The sequence below is a fragment of the Pseudomonas sp. JY-Q genome (assembly GCF_001655295.1).
GTDB lineage: Bacteria > Pseudomonadota > Gammaproteobacteria > Pseudomonadales > Pseudomonadaceae > Aquipseudomonas > Aquipseudomonas alloputida.
In genome coordinates this window covers 142,020-162,447 of the sequence record NZ_CP011525.1, presented here as the reverse complement: position 1 = coordinate 162,447, position 20,428 = coordinate 142,020, and the positions used below count along the sequence as shown (strand labels likewise).

The 20,428-nt window shown below is 63.7% G+C and carries 15 protein-coding genes; 7 read left to right on the top strand and 8 right to left on the bottom strand.

What is annotated here, in order from left to right:
• Window positions 1–183 precede the first annotated feature (183 nt).
• The 3 genes from AA098_RS00730 to AA098_RS00720 all read left to right on the top strand — a co-directional run bounded on the left by AA098_RS00730 (window position 184) and on the right by AA098_RS00720 (window position 4,165).
• Window positions 184–1,095 carry a LysR substrate-binding domain-containing protein gene (locus tag AA098_RS00730; protein ID WP_003253563.1) on the top strand — a complete coding sequence of 304 codons (912 nt, stop codon included), beginning with the start codon at window positions 184–186 and terminating at the stop codon, window positions 1,093–1,095.
• Between the two features lie 207 nt (window positions 1,096–1,302).
• The gene (locus tag AA098_RS00725) at window positions 1,303–2,565 is read left to right on the top strand and encodes an OprD family porin (RefSeq protein ID WP_064613734.1); all 1,263 of its coding nucleotides are present in this window, start codon (window positions 1,303–1,305) and stop codon (window positions 2,563–2,565) included.
• 1 nt (window position 2,566) lies between these two features.
• A complete protein-coding gene (locus tag AA098_RS00720; protein ID WP_033725851.1) occupies window positions 2,567–4,165 on the top strand; it encodes an MFS transporter in 1,599 nt (532 codons plus the stop codon).
• Between the two features lie 213 nt (window positions 4,166–4,378).
• Here AA098_RS00720 and AA098_RS00715 read toward each other — a convergent pair whose 3' ends face one another.
• The 4 genes from AA098_RS00715 to ycaC form a co-directional block, all read right to left on the bottom strand.
• Window positions 4,379–6,361: an amidohydrolase gene (locus tag AA098_RS00715; protein ID WP_003253557.1), complete on the bottom strand. Its 1,983-nt coding sequence runs from the start codon at window positions 6,359–6,361 to the stop codon at window positions 4,379–4,381.
• 198 nt (window positions 6,362–6,559) lie between these two features.
• Window positions 6,560–7,378, bottom strand: a complete 819-nt coding sequence (locus AA098_RS00710; protein WP_003253555.1) for an alpha/beta fold hydrolase — start codon at window positions 7,376–7,378, stop codon at window positions 6,560–6,562.
• A 40-nt stretch (window positions 7,379–7,418) separates the two neighbouring features.
• Window positions 7,419–7,727, bottom strand: coding sequence for a hypothetical protein (locus AA098_RS00705; protein ID WP_003253554.1), 309 nt, complete (start codon window positions 7,725–7,727; stop codon window positions 7,419–7,421).
• Window positions 7,728–7,844: 117 nt separating this feature from the next.
• Window positions 7,845–8,474 (bottom strand): isochorismate family cysteine hydrolase YcaC, encoded by a 630-nt coding sequence (gene ycaC / locus AA098_RS00700; RefSeq protein WP_003253552.1) that lies wholly within the window; start codon window positions 8,472–8,474, stop codon window positions 7,845–7,847.
• A 321-nt stretch (window positions 8,475–8,795) separates the two neighbouring features.
• Between ycaC and AA098_RS00695 the strand changes: the two genes are divergently transcribed.
• On the top strand, window positions 8,796–10,223 hold the full coding sequence (locus tag AA098_RS00695; protein WP_003253551.1) for a mechanosensitive ion channel domain-containing protein: 1,428 nt from the start codon (window positions 8,796–8,798) through the stop codon (window positions 10,221–10,223).
• 108 nt (window positions 10,224–10,331) lie between these two features.
• Here the strand turns inward: AA098_RS00695 and AA098_RS00690 are convergent, their stop codons facing one another.
• Together AA098_RS00690 and AA098_RS00685 are read right to left on the bottom strand one after the other, a co-directional pair.
• Window positions 10,332–11,618: an FAD-binding oxidoreductase gene (locus tag AA098_RS00690; protein WP_003253548.1), complete on the bottom strand. Its 1,287-nt coding sequence runs from the start codon at window positions 11,616–11,618 to the stop codon at window positions 10,332–10,334.
• A gap of 157 nt (window positions 11,619–11,775) precedes the next feature.
• Window positions 11,776–13,266, bottom strand: coding sequence for an aldehyde dehydrogenase family protein (locus AA098_RS00685; protein ID WP_003253547.1), 1,491 nt, complete (start codon window positions 13,264–13,266; stop codon window positions 11,776–11,778).
• A 135-nt stretch (window positions 13,267–13,401) separates the two neighbouring features.
• On the opposite strand from AA098_RS00685, the gene AA098_RS00680 reads away from it, so the two are divergent.
• Together AA098_RS00680 and AA098_RS00675 are read left to right on the top strand one after the other, a co-directional pair.
• Window positions 13,402–14,292, top strand: a complete 891-nt coding sequence (locus tag AA098_RS00680) for a LysR family transcriptional regulator (RefSeq protein ID WP_003253545.1) — start codon at window positions 13,402–13,404, stop codon at window positions 14,290–14,292.
• Window positions 14,293–14,495: 203 nt separating this feature from the next.
• Window positions 14,496–15,890 carry a VOC family protein gene (locus AA098_RS00675; RefSeq protein WP_004575228.1) on the top strand — a complete coding sequence of 465 codons (1,395 nt, stop codon included), beginning with the start codon at window positions 14,496–14,498 and terminating at the stop codon, window positions 15,888–15,890.
• Window positions 15,891–15,942: 52 nt separating this feature from the next.
• Here the strand turns inward: AA098_RS00675 and AA098_RS00670 are convergent, their stop codons facing one another.
• Window positions 15,943–16,869 carry a LysR substrate-binding domain-containing protein gene (locus tag AA098_RS00670; RefSeq protein ID WP_012054085.1) on the bottom strand — a complete coding sequence of 309 codons (927 nt, stop codon included), beginning with the start codon at window positions 16,867–16,869 and terminating at the stop codon, window positions 15,943–15,945.
• 157 nt (window positions 16,870–17,026) lie between these two features.
• Here AA098_RS00670 and AA098_RS00665 point away from each other — a divergent pair, with 157 nt between their 5' ends.
• Window positions 17,027–18,415 (top strand): NorM family multidrug efflux MATE transporter, encoded by a 1,389-nt coding sequence (locus AA098_RS00665; RefSeq protein WP_060538446.1) that lies wholly within the window; start codon window positions 17,027–17,029, stop codon window positions 18,413–18,415.
• Window positions 18,416–18,596: 181 nt separating this feature from the next.
• Here AA098_RS00665 and AA098_RS00660 read toward each other — a convergent pair whose 3' ends face one another.
• Window positions 18,597–20,264, bottom strand: coding sequence for a bifunctional diguanylate cyclase/phosphodiesterase (locus tag AA098_RS00660; protein ID WP_004575225.1), 1,668 nt, complete (start codon window positions 20,262–20,264; stop codon window positions 18,597–18,599).
• Window positions 20,265–20,428: the final 164 nt, after the last annotated feature.

The window sequence follows — 20,428 nt, the reverse complement described above, 5'->3', positions numbered from 1 at the left end:
TTTCGCGTTGATGGGCACAGATTAAAATCATCACCTTTGCGGCGGTAGTTAGCAGAATCTGGCTTTAGCGTTCTGAATTATGAACGATGGATTTGTAGGGGCTGTGCCGGCCTCTTCGCGGCTAAAGCCGCTCCTACAAGCGAAGAGGCCGGCACAGGCAACCAAACACCCGGAGACCGATCATTGGAAGACCTCAACTCCCTCTACTACTTCACCCAGGTCGTCGAACATGGCGGCTTCGCCCCGGCCGGGCGGGCGCTGGACATGCCCAAGTCAAAACTCAGCCGGCGCATCGCCGACCTTGAAGACCGCCTGGGTGTGCGGCTGCTGCACCGCACCAGCCGGCACTGCTCGCTGACCGAGATCGGCCAGGCCTACTACAACCGTTGCCTGGCCATGCGCGTGGAGGCCGAGGGCGCAGCAGAGATCATCGAGCGCAACCGCAGCGAACCGCGCGGCTTGGTCCGCATCAGCTGCCCGACCACCCTGCTCAACTCCTGGGTCGGGCCGATGCTGACCCGCTACATGCTCAAGTACCCGCAGGTGGAGCTGTTCATCGAAAGTACCAACCGCCGTGTCGACCTGTTGCACGAGGGCTTCGATATTGCTCTGCGGGTGCGCTTTCCGCCGCTGGAGAACACTGACATGGTGATGAAGGTGCTGAGCAACAGCACCCAGTGCCTGGTCGGTCAACCTCAATACCTGGCGCAACTGCCCAAAGGCTTTGATCCGCAGCTGCTGGGCACGCTACCCAGCGTGCATTGGGGCAGTGCCCAGCGCGAGTACCAGTGGGAACTGTTCCAGGGTGAGGACAACAGCCGCAGCATCGTCATCCCGCATACACCACGCATGGTGACTGATGACCTGTTTGCCTTGCGCCACTTCGTGGTAGCCGGAGTGGGGATTGCACACTTGCCGCGGGTGGCGGTGCGTGAGGACCTGGCGGCAGGACGCCTGGTTGAGCTGATTCCGGACTGGCACCCGCGTTGCGGCATCGTGCATGCGATCTTCCCATCGCGACGTGGGTTGCTGCCTTCGGTGCGAGCGCTGATCGATCATCTGGCTGAGGAGTTCGCCATCAGCGACATGGCTTGAGTGCCTGGCTGGCTGAGCCGGCCTCTTCGCGGGCCTGCCCGCGCCCACAGGTATTGCACAAGGCTCGGGGCCGGTGGTGGCCCTGTAGGAGCGGCTTTAGCCGCGAAAGGGCCGGTACAGGTAATGCAAATCCCCACCCAGCACACCCTTACAAGACCTTGGGTCTACTCTTCTTCCACACTCCCGGATCATCCCCCGGAGCCCCTCATGATCCGCGCCACTCACGGACCAGGCCGCGCCCTGCTCGCCACCCTCGCCCTCTGGCCGGCGCTGAGCCACGCCGAGGCGCCCGGCTGGTCGCTGCTCAGCCGCAACTATTTCCTGCACAGTGACTTCCGCTCGCCCTCCGGCAGCGGCCAGAACTACCGCCAGGAATGGGCCCAAGGCTTCATCGGCGAGGTCCGTTCCGGCTTCACCGAAGGCACTGTCGGCGTCGGCATCGATGCCCATGGCTTTCTTGGCCTCAAGCTCGACGGCGGCCGCGGCCATAGCGGCACCGGCCTGCTGCCACGCGACAGCGATGGCCGCGCCGAGTCCGAGTACTCCAGCGCCGGTGCCGCGCTCAAAATGCAGTTAGGCAACACCCAACTGCGCTATGGCGAGATGATGGTGGAAACCCCGGTGTTCGACACCGGTGACAAACGCCTGCACCCGGAATACGCCACCGGCTGGTGGGTGGAAAACACCGACCAGCCCGACTGGCGCCTGCAGGCCGGGCGTTTCACTGCCTTCAACAACCAGGACAACAGCTCCACCCACGACGACTTCAGCGGCTACGGCGCGACCACCCATAACCGGGCCATCAGCCTGGCCGGTGCCACCTTCGCACCCAACGGGCCGTTCGGCGCCGCACTGTATGCCGGGCAGCTGGAAAACACCTGGCGCCAGGCTTACCTCAACCTGAACGTGGCCGAGGGCAACTGGCGCGTGGACGGCAACCTGTACAAAACCCGCGACACCGGCAACGCCAGCGCCGGGGCGATCGGCACCCTCGCCTACAGCCTGCTGGCCAGGTACAGCTTCGGCGCCCAGGCGCTGAGCCTGGCCTACCAGAAGGTCGAGGGCGACACCCCGTTCGACTTCGTCGGCGGCGACGCCATCTACCTGGCCAACGCGATCAAGTACGCCGACTTCAACGGCCCTGGCGAGCACTCGTGGCAACTGCGCTATGACCTGAACTTCGCCACCCTCGGCGCACCTGGCCTGAGCCTGATGGGCCGCTATGTCAGCGGCCGCGGCATCGACGGCAGCCATGCGCCGGCGGGCGGCGCCTATGTGAACCAGTACGGCGACGGCGGCAAGCACTGGGAACGCGACATCGACCTGAAATACGTGGTGCAGTCGGGGGCTGCCAAGGACCTGAGCCTGTCGCTCTCCCACGTCAGCCACCGCGCCAACCAGGCCCAGGCGGGCAATGATATCGACCGCATCTACCTGATCATCGAATACCCACTCAAAGGCAGCTTCTGACATGAGTACATCCCCTTCAGGTGCCTGGAGCCCGTTGCGTAACACCACCTTCCGCATGCTGTGGATCGCCACCATCGCCTCCAACATCGGCACCTGGATGCACGAGGTGGGCGCCGGCTGGCTGATGACCACGCTGTCGGCCAGCCCGCTGCACGTGGCGTTGATCCAGGTAGCCGGCTCGTTGCCGATGTTCTTCCTGGCCCTGCCGGCGGGCGCAGCGGCGGACATCGTCGACAAACGCCGCTACCTGTTGCTGGTGCAACTGTGGATGTCTTGCGTAGCGGTTGTGCTGGCGGCCCTGACCTTGCTCGGGATGATGAACGTCACCTTGCTGCTGGTGCTGACCCTGGCACTGGGCATTGGTACAGCGCTGATGATGCCGGCGTGGAGCGCACTGACACCGGAACTGGTGGGCAAGGAGGACCTGGCCAACGCGGTGGCGCTTTCCAGTGTCGGCATCAACGTGTCACGGGCCATCGGCCCGGCACTGGCGGGGGTGGTGGTGAGCATGGTCGGCCCGTGGCTGACCTTTGCCCTGAATGCCATCTCGTTCGCGGGTGTGATTCTGGTGTTGTTCCTGTGGAAGCGCGAGGTGAAGGAACCACTGCTCCCGGCCGAACGCTTCGTTGGCGCCATGCGCACTGGGTTGCGCTTTGCCCGCAGTGCCAAGCCTTTGCAGGCCGTGATGCTACGCGCGTTGGCGTTCTTTTTCTGCGCCAGCGCCGGCACTTCGCTGCTGCCACTGATCGTGCGTGGCGAGATGCACGGCACTGCAGCGGACTTCGGCCTGCTGCTGGCGGCCATCGGTATTGGCGCAGTGGCGGGTGCCACCTTGCTGCCGCGCCTGCGTGAGCGCATCAGCCGTGACCGCCTGGTGTTACTGGCCAGCCTGCTGTATGCCCTGTTCCTGCTGGCCCTGGCGTTGGTACGCAATTTCTATGCGCTGCTGCCCGCGATGCTGCTCAGTGGCGCGGCGTGGATCGCGGTGCTGTCCAACCTGCAGGTGGCTGCGCAGACTTCGGTGCCAGCCTGGGTACGGGCGCGGGCTTTGTCGGTATACATTCTGATTTTCTTCGGCGCCATGGCCTGTGGCGGCCTGCTGTGGGGCACGCTGGCCAGCCATGCAACGCTCACCTTCAGCCTGCTGGTGGCCGCAGGCGGCCTGGCGCTGGGTACCTTGCTGACCTGCAAGGTGACGCTGCCGGAAACCGAGGCAGAAGAGCTGACGCCGTCGCTGCATTGGCCGGTGCCGGTGTTGAGCGATGACATGGACAAGGAAGTCGGACCGGTGATGGTCACCGTCGAGTACCACATCGCCCCCACCAAGGCCGAGGCCTTCCAGCAGGCGGCGCGGGAGCTGGAAGCGATGCGCAAGCGCAATGGCGCATTGTCGTGGGGGTTGATGCGGGACAGTGCTGATCCGGCGTTGTGGCTGGAGTTCTTCTTCGAGGAATCGTGGCTGGAGCATCTGCGGCATCACCACCGGGTGACCCGTGGTGAACTGAAGATCGAGGCGCGGGTCAGGATGCTGCAGACCGATGGGGTTGAAGTGCGAATTCGGCATTTGTTGGCTGGCGGGGAGCATAAGGCTCACCATTGATGCTGGCCTTTGCGGCCCTTTCGCTACAAGGACCGCGCAGCCCCCGTATGCGCGGGTTTACCCGCGAAAGGACCACAAAGGCCCCGTAGGTGCGGGTTACCTGCGAAAAGGCAGCAAAGGCCCTGTAGGAGCGGGTTTACCCGCGAAAGGGCCGGCACTGAAGACACAAGAAAGGGGCCAGTTATTGGCCCCCGTTCTTCAAATCAGCTCAGCTTAGAAAGCGAAGCACGAACAGCCCAGCGCCCCCCAGAATCCCTGGAAATCATTGACCGGAACACTCGATTTGCGCGCCTTGTCATGGCTGTGTGCATGCACCCCGCACGGCCCCGAGCACTGGTGCACCGCGGCTGCCAACGATGGCGTACCAACGCGCCAGTGCCCAGGCACCTTGGTCACCGGCGACCACTCTGGCAGCACCGGCACCTGCGGCGGGCCAAGCTTGTCGAACTCGCCAGCACCGTACACCACCTTGCCATCAACGATGGTCAGCACCGACTCGATGCCCTTGATCGCCTCTTCATCGACACTGAAGAAGTCCAGCGACAATGCTGCCAGGTCAGCCAGCTGGCCTACCTTGATCTGGCCCTTCTTGCCTTGCTCGCTGGAGAACCAGGCGCTGCCCTGGGTGAACAATTGCAGCGCGGTGTCACGGCTCAGGCCTTCCGGGTACAGCTCCATGCCACCGACCGTCTTGCCGCTGACCAGCCAGTACAGCGAAGTCCACGGGTTGTAGCTGGACACTCGGGTGGCATCGGTACCGGCACCGACCGGCACGCCCATCTCGAGCATGCGTTTGATCGGCGGGGTCTGCTCGGCGGCCTTGGCGCCGTAGCGGTCGACGAAGTACTCACCCTGGAAGGCCATGCGGTCCTGGATGGCAATACCACCGCCCAGCGCACGCACGCGCTCGATGTTCTGCGGGGTGATGGTTTCGGCGTGGTCGAAGAACCAGGGCAGGCCGTTGAATGGAATGTCGCGGTTGACCTTCTCGAACACGTCGAGCATGCGCGTGATCGATTCGTTGTAGGTGGCGTGCAGGCGGAATGGCCAGCGCTGCTCGACCAGGTGGCGCACCACCGGCTCCAGTTCTTCTTCCATGGTCTGCGGCAGGTCCGGGCGCGGCTCGAGGAAGTCCTCGAAGTCGGCGGCAGAGAACACCAGCATTTCGCCCGCGCCATTGTGGCGCAAGAAGTCGGTACCGCTGTGCAGCTTGACGCTGGAGGTCCACTTCTTGAAGTCGTCCAGTTCTTCCTTGGGCTTCTGGGTGAACAGGTTGTAGGCGATGCGTACGGTCAGCTGGTTGTTGTCGGCCAGCTCCTGGATCACCGAGTAGTCATCGGGGAAATTCTGGTAGCCACCGCCGGCATCAATGGCGCTGGTCAGGCCCAGGCGGTTGAGTTCGCGCATGAACTGGCGGGTGGAGTTGACCTGGTACTCCAGCGGCAGCTTCGGCCCCTTGGCCAGGGTGGCGTAGAGGATCATTGCGTTGGGGCGGGCGATCAGCATGCCGGTCGGGTTGCCGAACTTGTCACGCTGGATTTCGCCACCTGGCGGGTTCGGGGTGCTCTTGTCGTAGCCGACGGCCTTGAGCGCAGCGCGGTTGAGCAGCGCGCGGTCATACAGGTGCAACAGGAACACCGGGGTGTCGGGCGCAGCCTGGTTGATTTCTTCCAGGGTGGGCATGCGTTTTTCGGCGAACTGGAATTCGTTCCAGCCACCGACTACCCGCACCCACTGCGGGGTTGGCGTGCGCGCGGCCTGGTCCTTGAGCATGCGCAGGGCATCGGCCACCGACGGCACCCCTTCCCAGCGCAGCTCGAGGTTGTAGTTCAGGCCACCGCGGATCAGGTGCAGGTGCGAGTCATTGAGGCCCGGGATCACCGTGCGCTGCTTGAGGTCGATGATTTGCGTGGCGGCGCCCTTGTGGGCCATGGCCTCGGCGTCGCTGCCCACGGCGATGAAGCGGCCGTCCTTGATGGCGACGGCGGTCGCGGTGGGCTTTTCGCGGTCAACGGTGTGCAGTTTGCCGTTGAACAGAATCAGGTCGGCGGTCATGGAACCTCCTTGGCTGGATGCGTGAGCGGAACCGGCTTGGCCGGTGAAGGGCAATGCGGACCAGAGCGCGCCAGCGGCACCGAGCACAGTGCTGGTGGCGAGGAACTGGCGACGGGTCTTGTCGTTGCGATCCTGGGACATGGGCTTCTCCGACTAGGGGCCGGCAGGGGACTGCGAAGCATGCCGGTTGATGCAAGGCCTGGGCTTGAATGGATGTGCGGTGGGTTGAAGAAGGTTAGTCCTGGTCAAGCTTTTTGCTGCCTGGGCCGGCCTCTTCGCGGGTAAACCCGCTCCTACAACGTCTGTAGGAGCGGGTTTACCCGCGAATGTTTCCCACCATTACCGCTGAAGGAACGCCAGCAAGTCCTCATTCAGTTGCTGTGCATGGGTCACCGCAAACCCGTGCGGCGCCCCGGCATACACCTTCAGCTCGGCGCCGCGAATCAGCTCCGCCGCCTGCTTGCCGGTGGTCTCGAACGGCACGATCTGGTCGTCATCGCCATGGATCACCAACGTCGGCACATCGACCTTGGCCATGTCGGGACGGAAATCGGTCTCCGAGAAGGCTGTCACACAGTCCAGGGTGCCTTTGATTGACGCCATCAGCGCAATGTTCAGGGTCTGCGTCTGCACACCCTGGGACACCTGCTGCCCATGGTTCAGGCCGTAGAACGGCGTGGCGAAATCGGCGATGAACTGCGCGCGGTCGGCACGCAGGCCGGCCTGGATGCCCTCGAACACCGACAGGTCGACACCGTCAGGGTTGTCCTCACGCTTGCCGAACACCGGCGTCACCGCGCCCAGCAACACCAGCCCGGCCACCCGCTCGCTGCCGTGGCGGGCGATATAGCGGCTGACGTCACCGCCCCCCATCGAGAAGCCCACCAGGGTGACATCGCGCAGGTCGAGGTGCTCGATCAGCTGGGCAATGTCATCGGCGAAGGTGTCGTAGTCGTAACCGTTCCACGGCTGGCTCGATCGGCCGAACCCCCGGCGGTCGAAGGCGATGGCGCGGTAACCGCGGCTGGCCAGGAACTCCATCTGCGAGTCCCACATGTCGGCATCCAGCGGCCAGCCGTGGCTGAACAGCACGGGCTTGCCGCTGCCCCAGTCCTTGAAATAGATCGAAGTGCCATCGCGGGTAACGAACGTGCTCATAGCGGTATCTCCTTGAAAGTGTCGAGATGAAGGCGTCGGCTCAGCCGCGCAGCCAGTTGGCGCAGCGGCGGGTTACCCAAGGCATGATGTAGAACACCACGGGCAGGATGACGAACAGGTTGACGATCAGGTTGCCGGTGATCACGCCGCCCAACTGCGGGAAGCGTGCAAACAGCGGCGCCAGCAGTTGCGGGATGACCATGGTCATCGGGCAGATCACCAGGTAGGTCAGCAGCGCCTGTTTCCAGCGCGGCGGTTGCGCTGCGGGGGTGCCCGGCGAGCTATCAAGCACCTTGTGTTGCAGGCATACGGTCACCACTTCGCGGTTGTCATGGAGTGCGGTGTTCATCGGCGTTCCTTGGGATGAGCTTGCCCGCATCCACTGTGCAACGGCGGACGGGCGCTGGATTGGATAGGTGTGCTGCCCTGGGCGGGCACCGATTGGCGGTGCCCGCGGCGTTTGCGCTTACTTGTTGGCGTTGAAGGCGTTGTAGCTGGTCATCAGGTTGCGGTAATCCGGGATGTGGTTGGAGCACAGTGCGGCCAGGCCTTCGATGTCGTTGCGCCAGTCGCGGTGCAGCTCACAGGCCACGCCGAACCAGGTCATCAGTTGCGCACCTGCCTGGCTCATGCGGTCGTGGGCGGCGTCGCGGGTCATGGCGTTGAAGGTACCGGAGGCATCAGTGACCACGAACACGTCGAACTCTTCTTCCAGGGCAGACAGGGCCGGGAAAGCTACGCACACTTCAGTCACAACGCCGGCGATGATCAGTTGCTTCTTGCCAGTGGCCTTCACGGCCTTGACGAAGTCTTCGTTGTCCCAGGCGTTGATCTGGCCAGGGCGGGCAATGTACGGGGCGTCCGGGAACAGGGCTTTCAGTTCTGGCACCAGTGGGCCGTTGGGGCCTTGCTCGAAGCTGGTGGTGAGGATGGTCGGCAGGTTGAAGAACTTGGCCAGGTCGGCCAGGGCCAGCACGTTGTTCTTGAACGCGTCCGGCTCGATGTCGCGGACCAGGGACAGCAGGCCAGCCTGGTGATCGACCAGCAGTACGGCGGCGTCGTCTTTGTTCAGGCGGTTGTATTTGAAGTGGGTCATGGGGGTAGCTCCTAAGGGTTTTGATGTTCAGTAAGTTGGGTGTTTCGCGTTGATGGGAGAAGATTAAAACCATCACCTTTGGAGCGGTAGATAGCGGTTTTTGGCTTTAGCGTTCTGTTTTGGGAACGATAGATTGGCGTTGGTTTTGCTGGCCTTTTCGCGGGCTCGCCCGCTCCCACAGGGATCGCACAAGGTTCAAAACCAGCGCTTTACCTGTGGGAGCGGGCAAACCCGCGAAGGGGCCAGCACAGGCTTGCATTGCCTGCCCGGCAAACCTGCTCTATTACTACCCACAGCCCTCCCCTCACCCCCGAGACCACCATGCTGGCGTTCATCCAGTCGTCCCCGTTGTTGCTCGGTTGCGCCCTGATCCTGCTCGACCTCGTGCTTTGGCAACTGATCCCCATTCAGCGTCATGCCTGGCGCATCAGCGCGCGCCTGGTGATCTTCCTGCTGTTCAGCGCGGTGCTGATGGCCGCCGGCATGAGCCCGCTGCAACCACCGCCGTGGCCCGACGATCTTTCGCGCAACCTGATGGCCACGGTATTGGCCATCGGCTGGTGGCTGTTCGGTGCGCGCACGGTGACCGTGGTGTTCGGCCTGTTGCTGGTGGCCCGTGGCAGCCATGGCGGGCGCTTGCTGCAGGATGTGCTGGGGGCGTTGATCTTCCTCGCCGCCGTGGTCGCGGCCGCAGGCTACGTGCTGCAACTGCCGGTGAAGGGCCTGCTGGCCACCTCCGGGGTAATGGCCATCGTCATCGGCCTGGCGCTGCAGAGCACACTGGCTGACGTCTTCAGCGGCATCGTGCTGAACACCACGCGGCCCTATCAGATTGGCGACTCAATCTCCATCGACGGCACCGAAGGCAAGGTCCTGGACATCGACTGGCGCGCCACGCGCCTGCTGACCGGTACCGGCAGCCTGGCGGTAATCCCCAACTCGGTGGCGGCCAAGGCGCGGCTGCTCAACCACAGTCGCCCGGCCGATGTGCACGGGGTATCGATCAGCGTGGTGGTCCCGGCCAAGGTGCGGCCCAAGCGTGTGTTCGATGCGCTGGAAAAAGCCTTGCAGGGCGTCAGTGCCATCCTTGCGACCCCGAAGCCGAAGGTGACGGTAAAGGCCTCGACTCTGGAGTCGGTGGAGTACGAGGCCAGCGGCTTCGTGGCCGATGCGGGCACCAAGGGCGATGCACGTAACCAGTTGTTCGACCTGGCGCACCGGCATCTGGAGGCCAGCGGGGTGATGTGGAACGTCGACCTGGCTGTGCCGCCGCGCAGCCGCCAGCGCGAGGTGCTGGATGAGGTTCGAGTGTTCCGCTCGCTAAGTGATGAAGAGCGCGATGCGTTGAGCCAGCGCATGACTGCAGTCGAGTACCTGGCGGACCAGGTGATCCTGGAGGTGGGCGAGCATTCCGATCATCTGCTGGTGATTGGCAGCGGTGTGGTATCGGCCTCGGTGCGCGACGGAGACAAGCGGCTGGAGGCCGGGCGCATGGGGCCGGGAGAGGTGCTTGGGATCGAGGGGATCATCGACGACGAAGATTCGCTGGCCGAATTCCGCACGCTGACCAGTTGCGTGCTGTACCGGATCGACAAGGAACAGGTGAAGAGCTGTTTGCAGCAGCGTGGCGAAGTGCAGACGGCGTTGAGCAAATTGCAGCGGTTCCGGCGGCAGAGCCGGGAGTCGTTGTTGCTGCAGAAGCCGGCCCTGATCAAGAAAGGTGGCTTCCTCAGCTGGCTGCACAAGTAAGCCTGTGCTGGCCTCTTCGCGGGTAAACCCGCTCCTACAGGTTCACCACAGCCCTCTCAGGCGGTGAACAATTTGTAGGAGCGGGTTTACCCGCGAATAGGCCAGTACTTACAACACAACCCTCAGGCACTGCCCCGCGTGGTACAGCGAGAAGCCGGACTCGTAGAACGCCGTCCGCAGCGAAGGCGCGCTCACACCGCTCATCGGCGAAAACGGAATCGGCAGGCTGTCCGCCTCGCCCTTGAGCAGGAACTCGGCAAACGCCCGGCCAATCACGGTGCCGGTGGTATTACCGCGCCCGTTGTACCCGGTCACCGCCACCAACCCAGGCGCCGGCTCGAACAGGCGCATCAGGTGGTCAGGCGTGAAGTCGATGCAGCCGGTCCAGTGCATTTCCCACTCGACCTTGCCCAGCTCCGGGTAGTAATGGCCCTGGATGCGGTCGGCCCAGCTGCGCACGAACCACGCCGGCTTGTTGTCGACCCGGCCCAGGCTGCCGAGCAGCAGGCGGCCCTGATCGTCGCGGCGGATGCTGCTGAGCACGGTGCGGGTGTCCCACGAACCTTGGCCATGTGGCAGCACCTTGTCGGCTGCGGTGCCCTGCAGCGGTTTGGAGGCTACCTGATAGTAATAACCGCGGAAGAACTGCTTCTGCAGGTTGCTCCAGTCGCCTTCGGTGTAGGCGCCGGTGGAAATCACCACCTTTTCGGCGCGCACAGCGCCACGCGCAGTCTTCACCCGCCAGCCATCACCTTCACGCTCCAGGCCTTCGACCGAAGACTGCTGGAAAATCTTGCCGCCCAGGCGCGTTACAGCAGCCGCCAGACCCTGGGTGTAGCCCATGGGGTTGATGGTGCCGGCACGGCGATCAAGCAGCGCAGCGGAAATCTTGTCAGTACCGCAGTATTCCTGGCACTGGGCACCGGTCAGCAGCTCGACGTCGGCACCTCGGCGGCGCCATTGTTCGTGACGCGCTTCGAGGTCGGCGATACCGGTGGCGTTGTGCGCCATGTGCAGCGTGCCTTTGTGCTGGGCCTGGCAGTCGATGCCGAGGCGCTCGATCATGGCGAACACTTCAGCCGGGGCTTCGCCAAGCACCTTGTTCAGGCGGCTGCCCTGCTTCTGGCCAAGGGTGGCCTCGACGTCGTCGGGGCGGATCCAGGTACCGGCGTTGACCAAGCCGACGTTGCGCCCGGAGCCACCGTGGCCGATCTTCCAGGCCTCCAGCACGATCACCGACTTGCCCTGTTCGAGCAGGTGGATGGCCGCCGACAGGCCGGTAATACCGCCGCCGATCACACAGACATCGGCCTTGTGCTCACCGGCCAGGGCCTGGGCGGCGACGGTCGGTTTGCTGACGTGTTCCCACAAGCATTGTTGACGCAGTTCGGACATGGCCGGCTCCAGCAATTTGTTCTTGTTGGGGCCGCAGGGCGGCCCATTCGCGGGTAAACCCGCTCCTACAAGGATCGGCGTCGCTTGGACGAACCCTGTAGGAGCGGGTCTACCCGCGAACCGGGGGCCAGGCCCCCGGCCATGCAGCATCAATACATCAGTCGAACACGATACCCTGCGCCAGCGGCAGCTCGCGCGAGTAGTTCACGGTATTGGTCTGGCGACGCATGTAGCCTTTCCAGGCATCCGAGCCCGACTCACGGCCACCGCCGGTTTCCTTCTCGCCACCAAACGCACCGCCAATCTCGGCGCCGCTGGTACCGATGTTGACATTGGCGATGCCGCAGTCGCTGCCCGAGGCGCTCTGGAAGCGCTCGGCTTCACGGATGTCGGTGGTGAAAATGCACGACGACAGGCCTTGTGGCACTTCGTTGTTCAGGCGCAGGGCCTCCTCGAAGTCGTCGTAGGCCAGCACGTACAGGATCGGTGCGAAGGTTTCGTGGCGCACCACGTCACTTTGCGCCGGCATTTCAGCAATGGCTGGCGAAACGTAGTAGGCGTTCGGGTACTGGTCGGCCAGCTGACGCTCGCCACCAAATACCTGGCCACCTTCGTCACGGGCCTTGGCCAGTGCACCCTGCATGGCGTCGAACGACTGCTTGTCGATCAGCGGGCCGACCAGGTTGTCTTTACGTGGGTCGCCGATACGCACTTTGCCGTAGGCGGCTTTGACGCGGGCAACCACTTCGTCCTTGATCGAGCGGTGCACGATCAGGCGGCGCAGGGTGGTGCAACGCTGGCCGGCAGTGCCGACAGCCGAGAACAGGATGCCGCGCACGGCCAGGTCCAGGTCGGCGCTCGGGGCCAGGATCATGGCGTTGTTGCCGCCCAGTTCCAGGATGCTGCGGCCGAAGCGGGCAGCAACGCGTGGGCCGACTTCGCGACCCATGCGGGTGCTGCCGGTGGCGCTGACCAGCGGTACGCGCGGGTCGTCGACCATGGCTTCGCCAGCTTCACGGCCGCCGATCACCAGTTGTGCCAAGCCAGCCGGAGCATCGCCGAAGGCTTTCAGGGCTTTTTCGAACAACGCCTGGCAGGCCAGGGCGGTCAGCGGAGTCTTCTCGGACGGTTTCCATACCACCGAGTTGCCGGCCACCAGGGCCAGGGCGGTGTTCCAGGCCCACACGGCAACCGGGAAGTTGAAGGCGCTGATCACGCCGACCACACCCAGCGGGTGCCAGGTTTCACGCATGTGGTGGCCCGGGCGCTCGGAAGCGATGGTCAGGCCGTACAGCTGGCGCGACAGGCCAACGGCGAAGTCGCAGATGTCGATCATTTCCTGCACTTCACCCAGGCCTTCCTGGGTGATCTTGCCGGCTTCGATCGAGACCAGCTCGCCGAGATCGGCCTTGTGCTCACGCAGCACTTCGCCGAACAGGCGCACCAGTTCGCCACGGCGCGGAGCAGGCACACTGCGCCAGGCTTCGAAAGCGCTCTGGGCCTGATCGATGCGGGCGATGGTCTCGGCCTTGCCGAGCAGTTTCACCGAGGCGATCTGGCTGCCGTCGATCGGCGTGTGAACAGGGTAGTCGCCCTGGGTGTAAGCCTCGGCGGCAACGCCAAGGCGCTCGAGCAATCCAGCAACCATTTGTGCATCTCCTACATCGGTGATGGGGTGGAAAAATGATGTGGATCAGTATTAATCCGATCACATAGGTACAACAAACGACCTTTATTCCGCATATCATTCCGTCAGGTAATGATTTGAGCCGCAGAGACCGCTATGTCAAAACGCCTGGTACCCTCCATGACCGCCCTGCAGTGCTTTGAAGCTGCAGCCCGCCATCTGAGTTTTACCCGTGCCGCCGAAGAACTGCACCTGACCCAGAGCGCGGTCAGCAAGCAGGTGGCGCAGCTGGAAGACATGCTGCGCCACCACCTGTTCCTGCGCATCCGCCGGCGCTTGCAACTGACCCCGGCCGGCAGCCTGTACCTGGCCGAGGTCAACAAAATCCTCACCCAGGTGGACATGTCCAGCCGCTACGTACTCACCTACGGCGAGCAGACCGAGATATTGAAGGTAGCCACTCAACCGAGTTTTGGCGTGCGCTGGTTGATCCCGCACCTCAAGGGGTTTGGCAAACGGCACAGCAATATCCACCTGGACATTCGCAACGAAATGGAGCCGTTCGCCCTGCTGCAAGGCTCGGCTGACGTGGTGTTCTTCTATGGCCAGGGCACCTGGCCGGGGGCCACTTGCGTGGAGTTGTTTCGCGAAGAGGTGGTGCCGGTGTGTGCGCCAGAGCTGCTGGCCGGGCGCAAGCTGGCCGGTGCCGAGGAGCTGGCCGAGTTGGTGCTGCTGCAAAGCACCTCGCGCCCGGAGGCCTGGCATGAGTGGTTCCTGGAGCAGGACCTGCAGAGCGTCAGCGCCTACCACGGGCCGCGCTTCGATACGTTCTATATGGCGTTGAGCGCAGCACAGGCCGGGTGCGGGGTAGCGCTGGTGCCGCGCTACCTGGCGGCGAAGGAACTGGCCGACGGTAGCCTGGTGGTGCCGTGGAACCATGCGATGCGCAGTGCCGGGGCGCACTATCTGGCGTACGCTGAACATGCGGCGGAGGTGCCCAAGGTGCGGGCGCTGGTGGAGTGGATCCACGAACAGCTTCAGGCTTGAGGGCCTCTTCGCGGCTAAAGCCGCTCCTACGGGGCCCTGCGCAAGACCCCAACCTTGCACGGTCCCTGTAGGAGCGGCTTTAGCCGTGAAACGGCCGTCGAGGTCGATCAAAAAAGGAATGACACACTCACTTTTTTTCGCTTGTGAGCAAAGTGCATTCCCAGCTTTCATGTAAGCGTCCGAACCCAACCAGGAAGCTAGCGATGCCCGCCAACGATTTCGTCAGCCCAGACAGCATCCGCGCGCAGTTCTCTGCCGCCATGTCGCTCATGTACAAACAGGAAGTGCCGCTGTACGGCACGCTGCTGGAGCTGGTGAGCGAAATCAACCAGCAGGTCATGGCCCAGCAACCCGAAGTGGCCGAGGCCCTGCGCTGGACCGGCGAAATCGAGCGCCTGGACCAGGAACGTCACGGCGCCATCCGCGTCGGCACCGCCGAAGAACTGGCCACCATCGCCCGCCTGTTCGCTGTCATGGGCATGCAGCCGGTCGGCTACTATGACCTCAGCTCCGCTGGCGTACCGGTGCATTCCACTGCCTTCCGCGCGGTGCACGAGCAATCGCTGCATGTCAGCCCGTTCCGTGTGTTCACCTCGCTGCTGCGCCTGGAGCTGATCGACAACCCGCAGTTGCGCGAGCTGGCACAGAGCATCCTGGCCAAGCGCCAGATCTTCACCTCCCGCGCCCTCGAACTGATCGCCCAGTGTGAGCGCGAGGGTGGCCTTGACGCCGCGGATGCAGAGACGTTCGTGCAGGAGGCGCTGCACACCTTCCGCTGGCACCAGGACGCTACCGTTACGGCCGAGCAGTACCAGCAGCTGCACGACCAACACCGCCTGATTGCCGATGTGGTGGCCTTCAAGGGCCCGCACATCAACCACCTGACCCCGCGTACCCTGGATATCGATGCAATCCAGCTCGGCATGCCTGCCAAGGGCATCCCGCCGAAGGCCGTGGTTGAAGGCCCGCCCACCCGCCGCCACCCGATCCTGCTGCGCCAGACCAGTTTCAAGGCCCTGCAGGAAACGGTCGCCTTCCGCGACCAGCAAGGCCGCGAAGGCAGCCACACCGCGCGCTTTGGCGAAATCGAGCAACGCGGCGCGGCGCTGACGCCGAAAGGTCGCCAGCTTTACGACAAGTTGCTCGACGCTACCCGCGCTGCGCTGGGTGGCGCCCCGGCCGAAGCCAATGCCGAGCGTTACATGGCGCTGCTGCAGGCAAACTTTGCCGAATTCCCGGATGACCTGGCGCAGATGCGTGAACAGGGCTTGGCGTACTTCCGCTACTTCGCCACCGAGAAAGGCCTGGCCGCACGCGACCAGGAAGGCCGCCCGACCACCCTGCAAGGCTTGATCGACGCGGGCCACGTGCACTTCGAGGCGCTGGTGTACGAGGACTTCCTGCCGGTGAGTGCGGCGGGGATCTTCCAGTCCAACCTGGGTGACGATGCGCAGGCCGAATACGGCAGCAACGCCAACCGCGAAGCGTTCGAAGCGGCGCTGGGGTTGCAGGTACAGGATGAGCTGGCGCTGTATGCGCAAAGCGAGCGCCGGTCGCTGCAGGCCTGCGCACAGGCGTTGAACCTGGGCTCGATGTAAATCTGCACCGACCTCTTCGCGGGCGAGCCCGCGAAGAGGCCGGTGCAGGTGATCAAAGAGGCGGCAGGATTTCCACATCCGGCAAATCCATTGCCGCCACCTCGCCTTCCAGGAACGCACTCAACCGCCGCAACCGCTCGCCGCCTCGCCGGGTGCGCGGCCACACCAGGTAGTAATCCATGCCGCTGGGCACCGCCGTCGGCCATGGCAGGCTCAAGCGCTTCTGCGCCACATCTTCGGCCACCATCAGCAAATCGCCCATGGATATTCCATAGCCACGCGCCGCGGCAATCATGCCCAGCTCAAGGGTATCGAACACCTGGCCGCCCTTGAGCGACACCTCGTCGCCAAGCCCCATACGCTCCAGCCATTCCCGCCAGTCACGCTTGTCCACCGTAGGGTGCAGCAGCTCGATAGAGGCCAGCCTACGTACATCCCAAGGTTCCTCGTCGAGCAGGTCCGGCGCACCGACCGGGATCAGTAACTCAGGGAACAGCTTGCGCACCTCCCACTCCGCCGGGAACACCCCATCACTGAGCAACACCGCGCAATCGAACGGCTCCTGGTTGAAGTCCACATGGTCGACATCCATCCAGGCACTGGTCAGTTGCACCTCATTGCCCGGCTGCAGGTGGCGAAAGCGGCTGAGGCACGCCAGCAACCAGCGCATGGTCAGGGTCGAGGGGGCTTTCATGCGCAATATGTCGTCTTCACCGCACAAGGTTTCACAGGCCCGCTCAAACGCCGCGAAGCCCTCGCGCACGCCCGGCAGCAGTACCCGCCCCGCTTCGGTAAGTTGCAGGCTGCGGCCACTGCGCACGAACAGGCGGCAGGCAAAATGCTCCTCCAGCGTACGGATATGCCGGCTGATGGCGCTTTGGGTGATGGAAAGCTCTTCGCCCGCACGGGTGAAGGAGCTTAGCCGCGCGGCAGCTTCGAATGCGCGCAGGGCATACAGCGGTGGTAGCTGGCGTGGCATGAGGCACCTGCAATATGGGCGTGTGAGGCAAATCACCGAGAAGCCTATATACATGAGTTCAACTCATGCCAACTATCGCTTTTATCCTTTTGTGCAAAGTTGACCGAAGCCTCAGAATCGCCCTTCGTTGATCACCCCAGAATGAAGGACTGCCCCCATGCACGTCGCGCCCACCACAGAACTCAAGGCTTTGCTGCGCCTGGCCGGGCCGCTGATTGCCTCGCAGTTGGCGCACATGCTGATGGTGCTGACCGACACCCTGATGATGGCCCGCATCAGCCCCCAGGCCTTGGCGGGGGGTGGCCTGGGGGCAGCCAGCTATTCGTTCGTATCGATCTTCTGCCTGGGCGTGATCGCCGCAGTCGGCACGCTGGTGGCCATTCGCAAGGGTGCCAACGACATCGAGGGCGCCACCCGGCTGGCGCAGAACGGCCTGTGGCTGGCCTGGGCCTTGGCGCTGTTCGCCGCGCTGGTGCTGTGGAACCTTGAACCTGTGCTGCTGCTGTTCGGGCAGAAGCCCGAGAACGTGGCCTCGGCCGCCGAATTTCTCACCCTACTGCCACTGGCCCTGCCCGGCTATCTGACCTTCATGGCCTTGCGTGGCTTCACCAGCGCGCTGGGCCGCTCGACCCCGGTGATGGTCATCAGTTTGTTCGGCACAGTGCTCAACTACCTGTTCAACGTGGCACTGATCGAAGGCATGTTCGGCCTGCCCAAGCTGGGCCTGATGGGTATCGGCCTGGTCACTGCAGTGGTGTCGATGGGCATGGCCGCTGCCTTGGCGTTGTATATCCGCTGGCATTCGGCCTATGCCGCCTACCCGCTGCGCAAAGGCCTGTCACGCCCATCACTGGCGGCCCTGCGCGAGCTGTGGCGGCTGGGCCTGCCGATTGGCGGTACCTACATGGTGGAAGTGGGCCTGTTCGCCTTCGCCGCGCTGTGCATGGGCGTGCTGGGCAGCACCGAGTTGGCGGCGCACCAGATTGCCCTGCAGATCGTGTCTACGGCATTCATGGTGCCGACGGGCTTGTCCTATGCGGTGACCATGCGCGTCGGCCTGTACTACGGCGCTGGCAACCTGCTGGCGGCGCGCAGCGCCGGGCGGGTGGGCATCGGGTTCGGGGCCATGATCATGTTTGCCTTCGCCGCGCTGTTCCTGCTGCTGCCCGAAGCACTGGTAGGGCTGTTTATCGACCGTAATGACCCGGCCTTTACCGCGATCTTCCAGGTGGCCGTGCAGTTGTTGATGGTGGCGGCGTGGTTCGAACTGTTCGACGGCATGCAGACGATTGCCATGGGCTCGATCCGTGGGTTGAAAGATGCCAAGACCACCTTCCTGATCGGGCTGGTGTGCTATTGGCTGGTGGGGGCGCCGAGTGCCTGGCTGTTCACCTTTACGCTGGGCGGTGGTGCAGTAGGGATCTGGTGGGGGCTAGCGCTGGGGCTGGCATGTGCGGCGGTGGCGCTGACCTTTGGCTTTGAGTGGCGGATGAAGCGGTTGTTGGGGAAGGCTTGGGCTACCGGAAAGGCGACGGCTTCGGCCTGACGTGGGGGCCTCTTCGCGGGTAAACCCGCTCCTACAACGGCCTGTGTCCAACGCCGGTGTGTGTCCACCGCAGATCAGTGTGTAGGAGCGGGTTTACCCGCGAATACGGTGGTGGCGGCAACGGTGAACGTCTGGTGGAGATTGGCCAGCAGGCCCGGCCCATTCGCGGGTAAACCCGCTCCTACAGGACAGCCTCCAACTGGCGTCCGGGCGCCTGCAGCAAATACGCCATCAATTCCCCTATCGGTAGCGGTTTGCTGACCAGAAAACCCTGCACCTGGTCGCAGCCAAACCCACGCAGCAACGCCAGTTGCTCTTCACTCTCCACACCCTCGGCCACCACCTCGAGGTTGAGGTTGTGCGCCAGGTTGATCATGGCGTGTACCAGCTTGCGGTTCTCTTCACGCATTTCCATTTCCGCAACAAAGCTGCGGTCCACCTTGAGCAAGGTGATCGGCAGGCTGTTGAGGTGCACGAACGAAGAAAACCCGGTGCCGAAATCATCGAGCGAGAAGCGCACGCCCAGGCGACCCAGCGCGTCCATGGTCTGGCGCACCACCTCGTTGCGGCGCATCACCGCCGTCTCGGTCAGCTCGAACTCAAGCCAGCGGGCATCCACACCGTGCTCGAGGATCAGGCGACTCAACGTGGCCAGTAGCTGGCTATCCTGGAATTGGCGAAAACTCAGGTTGACCGCCATGTGCAGCGGTTCCAGGCCGCGCTCGCACAATGCCTGCATGTCACGCAGGGCACGGGAAATAACCCAATAACCCAAGGGCACGATCAGGCCGCTCTGCTCGGCCAGTGGCACGAACTCACTGGGTGGCAGCAGCCCGCGCTCGGCATGGCGCCAGCGCACCAGCGCCTCCAGGCCAACAATGCGCCCGTCAGCCAGGTTCAGGCGGGGCTGATAGTGCAGCTCCAGTTCATCGCGGCGCAGGGCGCGGCGCAACTCGCTTTCCAGGTCGGCAAGGCTGCGGGCGTTGCGGTTGATGCGTTCGTTGAACACATGGAAGGTGCAGCCCTGGCTGCCCTTGGCCTGACGCATGGCGATGTGCGCGTGCCACATCAGCGGATCGGCGCCGCTCTGCGCGCGAGCATGTGCAATGCCCAGGCTGCAGCCCAGCAGCAGGCTTTCGCCGTCGATCCAGTAGGGCTCTGCCAAGGCCTCGACGATGCGTTCGGCAATCCATTCGGCGCGGTTGGCATCGCGACGGGTGTCGATCAGCAGGGCGAACTCGTCGCTACCCAGACGTGCCAGCTGGTCGCCCGCCTCCAGCTGATGCTTCAGCCGTGCCACCACCTGCAGGATCAACCGGTCACCGCTCTGGTGGCCCAGGGCGTCGTTGACGTGGCGGAAGTTGTCCAGGTCCAGGTGGCCAAGCGCGACACCACGGCCTTCGTTTTCGGCCAGGCGTGCATTGAGCAAAGCCTGGAAGCCCTGGCGGTTGGCGATGCCGGTCAGCGGGTCCTGCTCGGCAAGGCGCTGCAAGGTGGCGACCAGCACCCCTCGCTCTCGCACATGGCGCAGTGAGCGGCGCAGGGTATCGGCGTTGAGCTGGTCGCGCACCAGCCAGTCACTGACAGCGCTGGGCGCTGCCTCAGGCTCGTGTTCAAGCAGCAGAATAGTCGGCAGCTCGCAACGCCCGGGGGCGGGCTGCAAGGCTGGTGTTGCCAGCACGACGGCCTGACGATCATGGCTGAACAGGCTGTCGACCGCCTCCCAGTTTGGCGCAGTCAGTAACACGGCGCTGCCACCCAGTGCGGGCATGCACGCGTGCAACGAGGCAGCCCATTCCGGCTCATCGGCCAACAGCAGCAAACGCAAAGGTTCGACAGGCGTGGACAAGCGGGCTCCTTAGGGCTTGACGGTGCAACGAGATCTGGAGGGGATGCTACTGCATTCAATGAAAATGATTTTCACTTTTATACATGGTTTTTTCGAGCGTAGCATTCCGACGTATTTTGTCGTGCATCCTGCGCGAAACGAGTCAAACCGGCAAATATGATTTT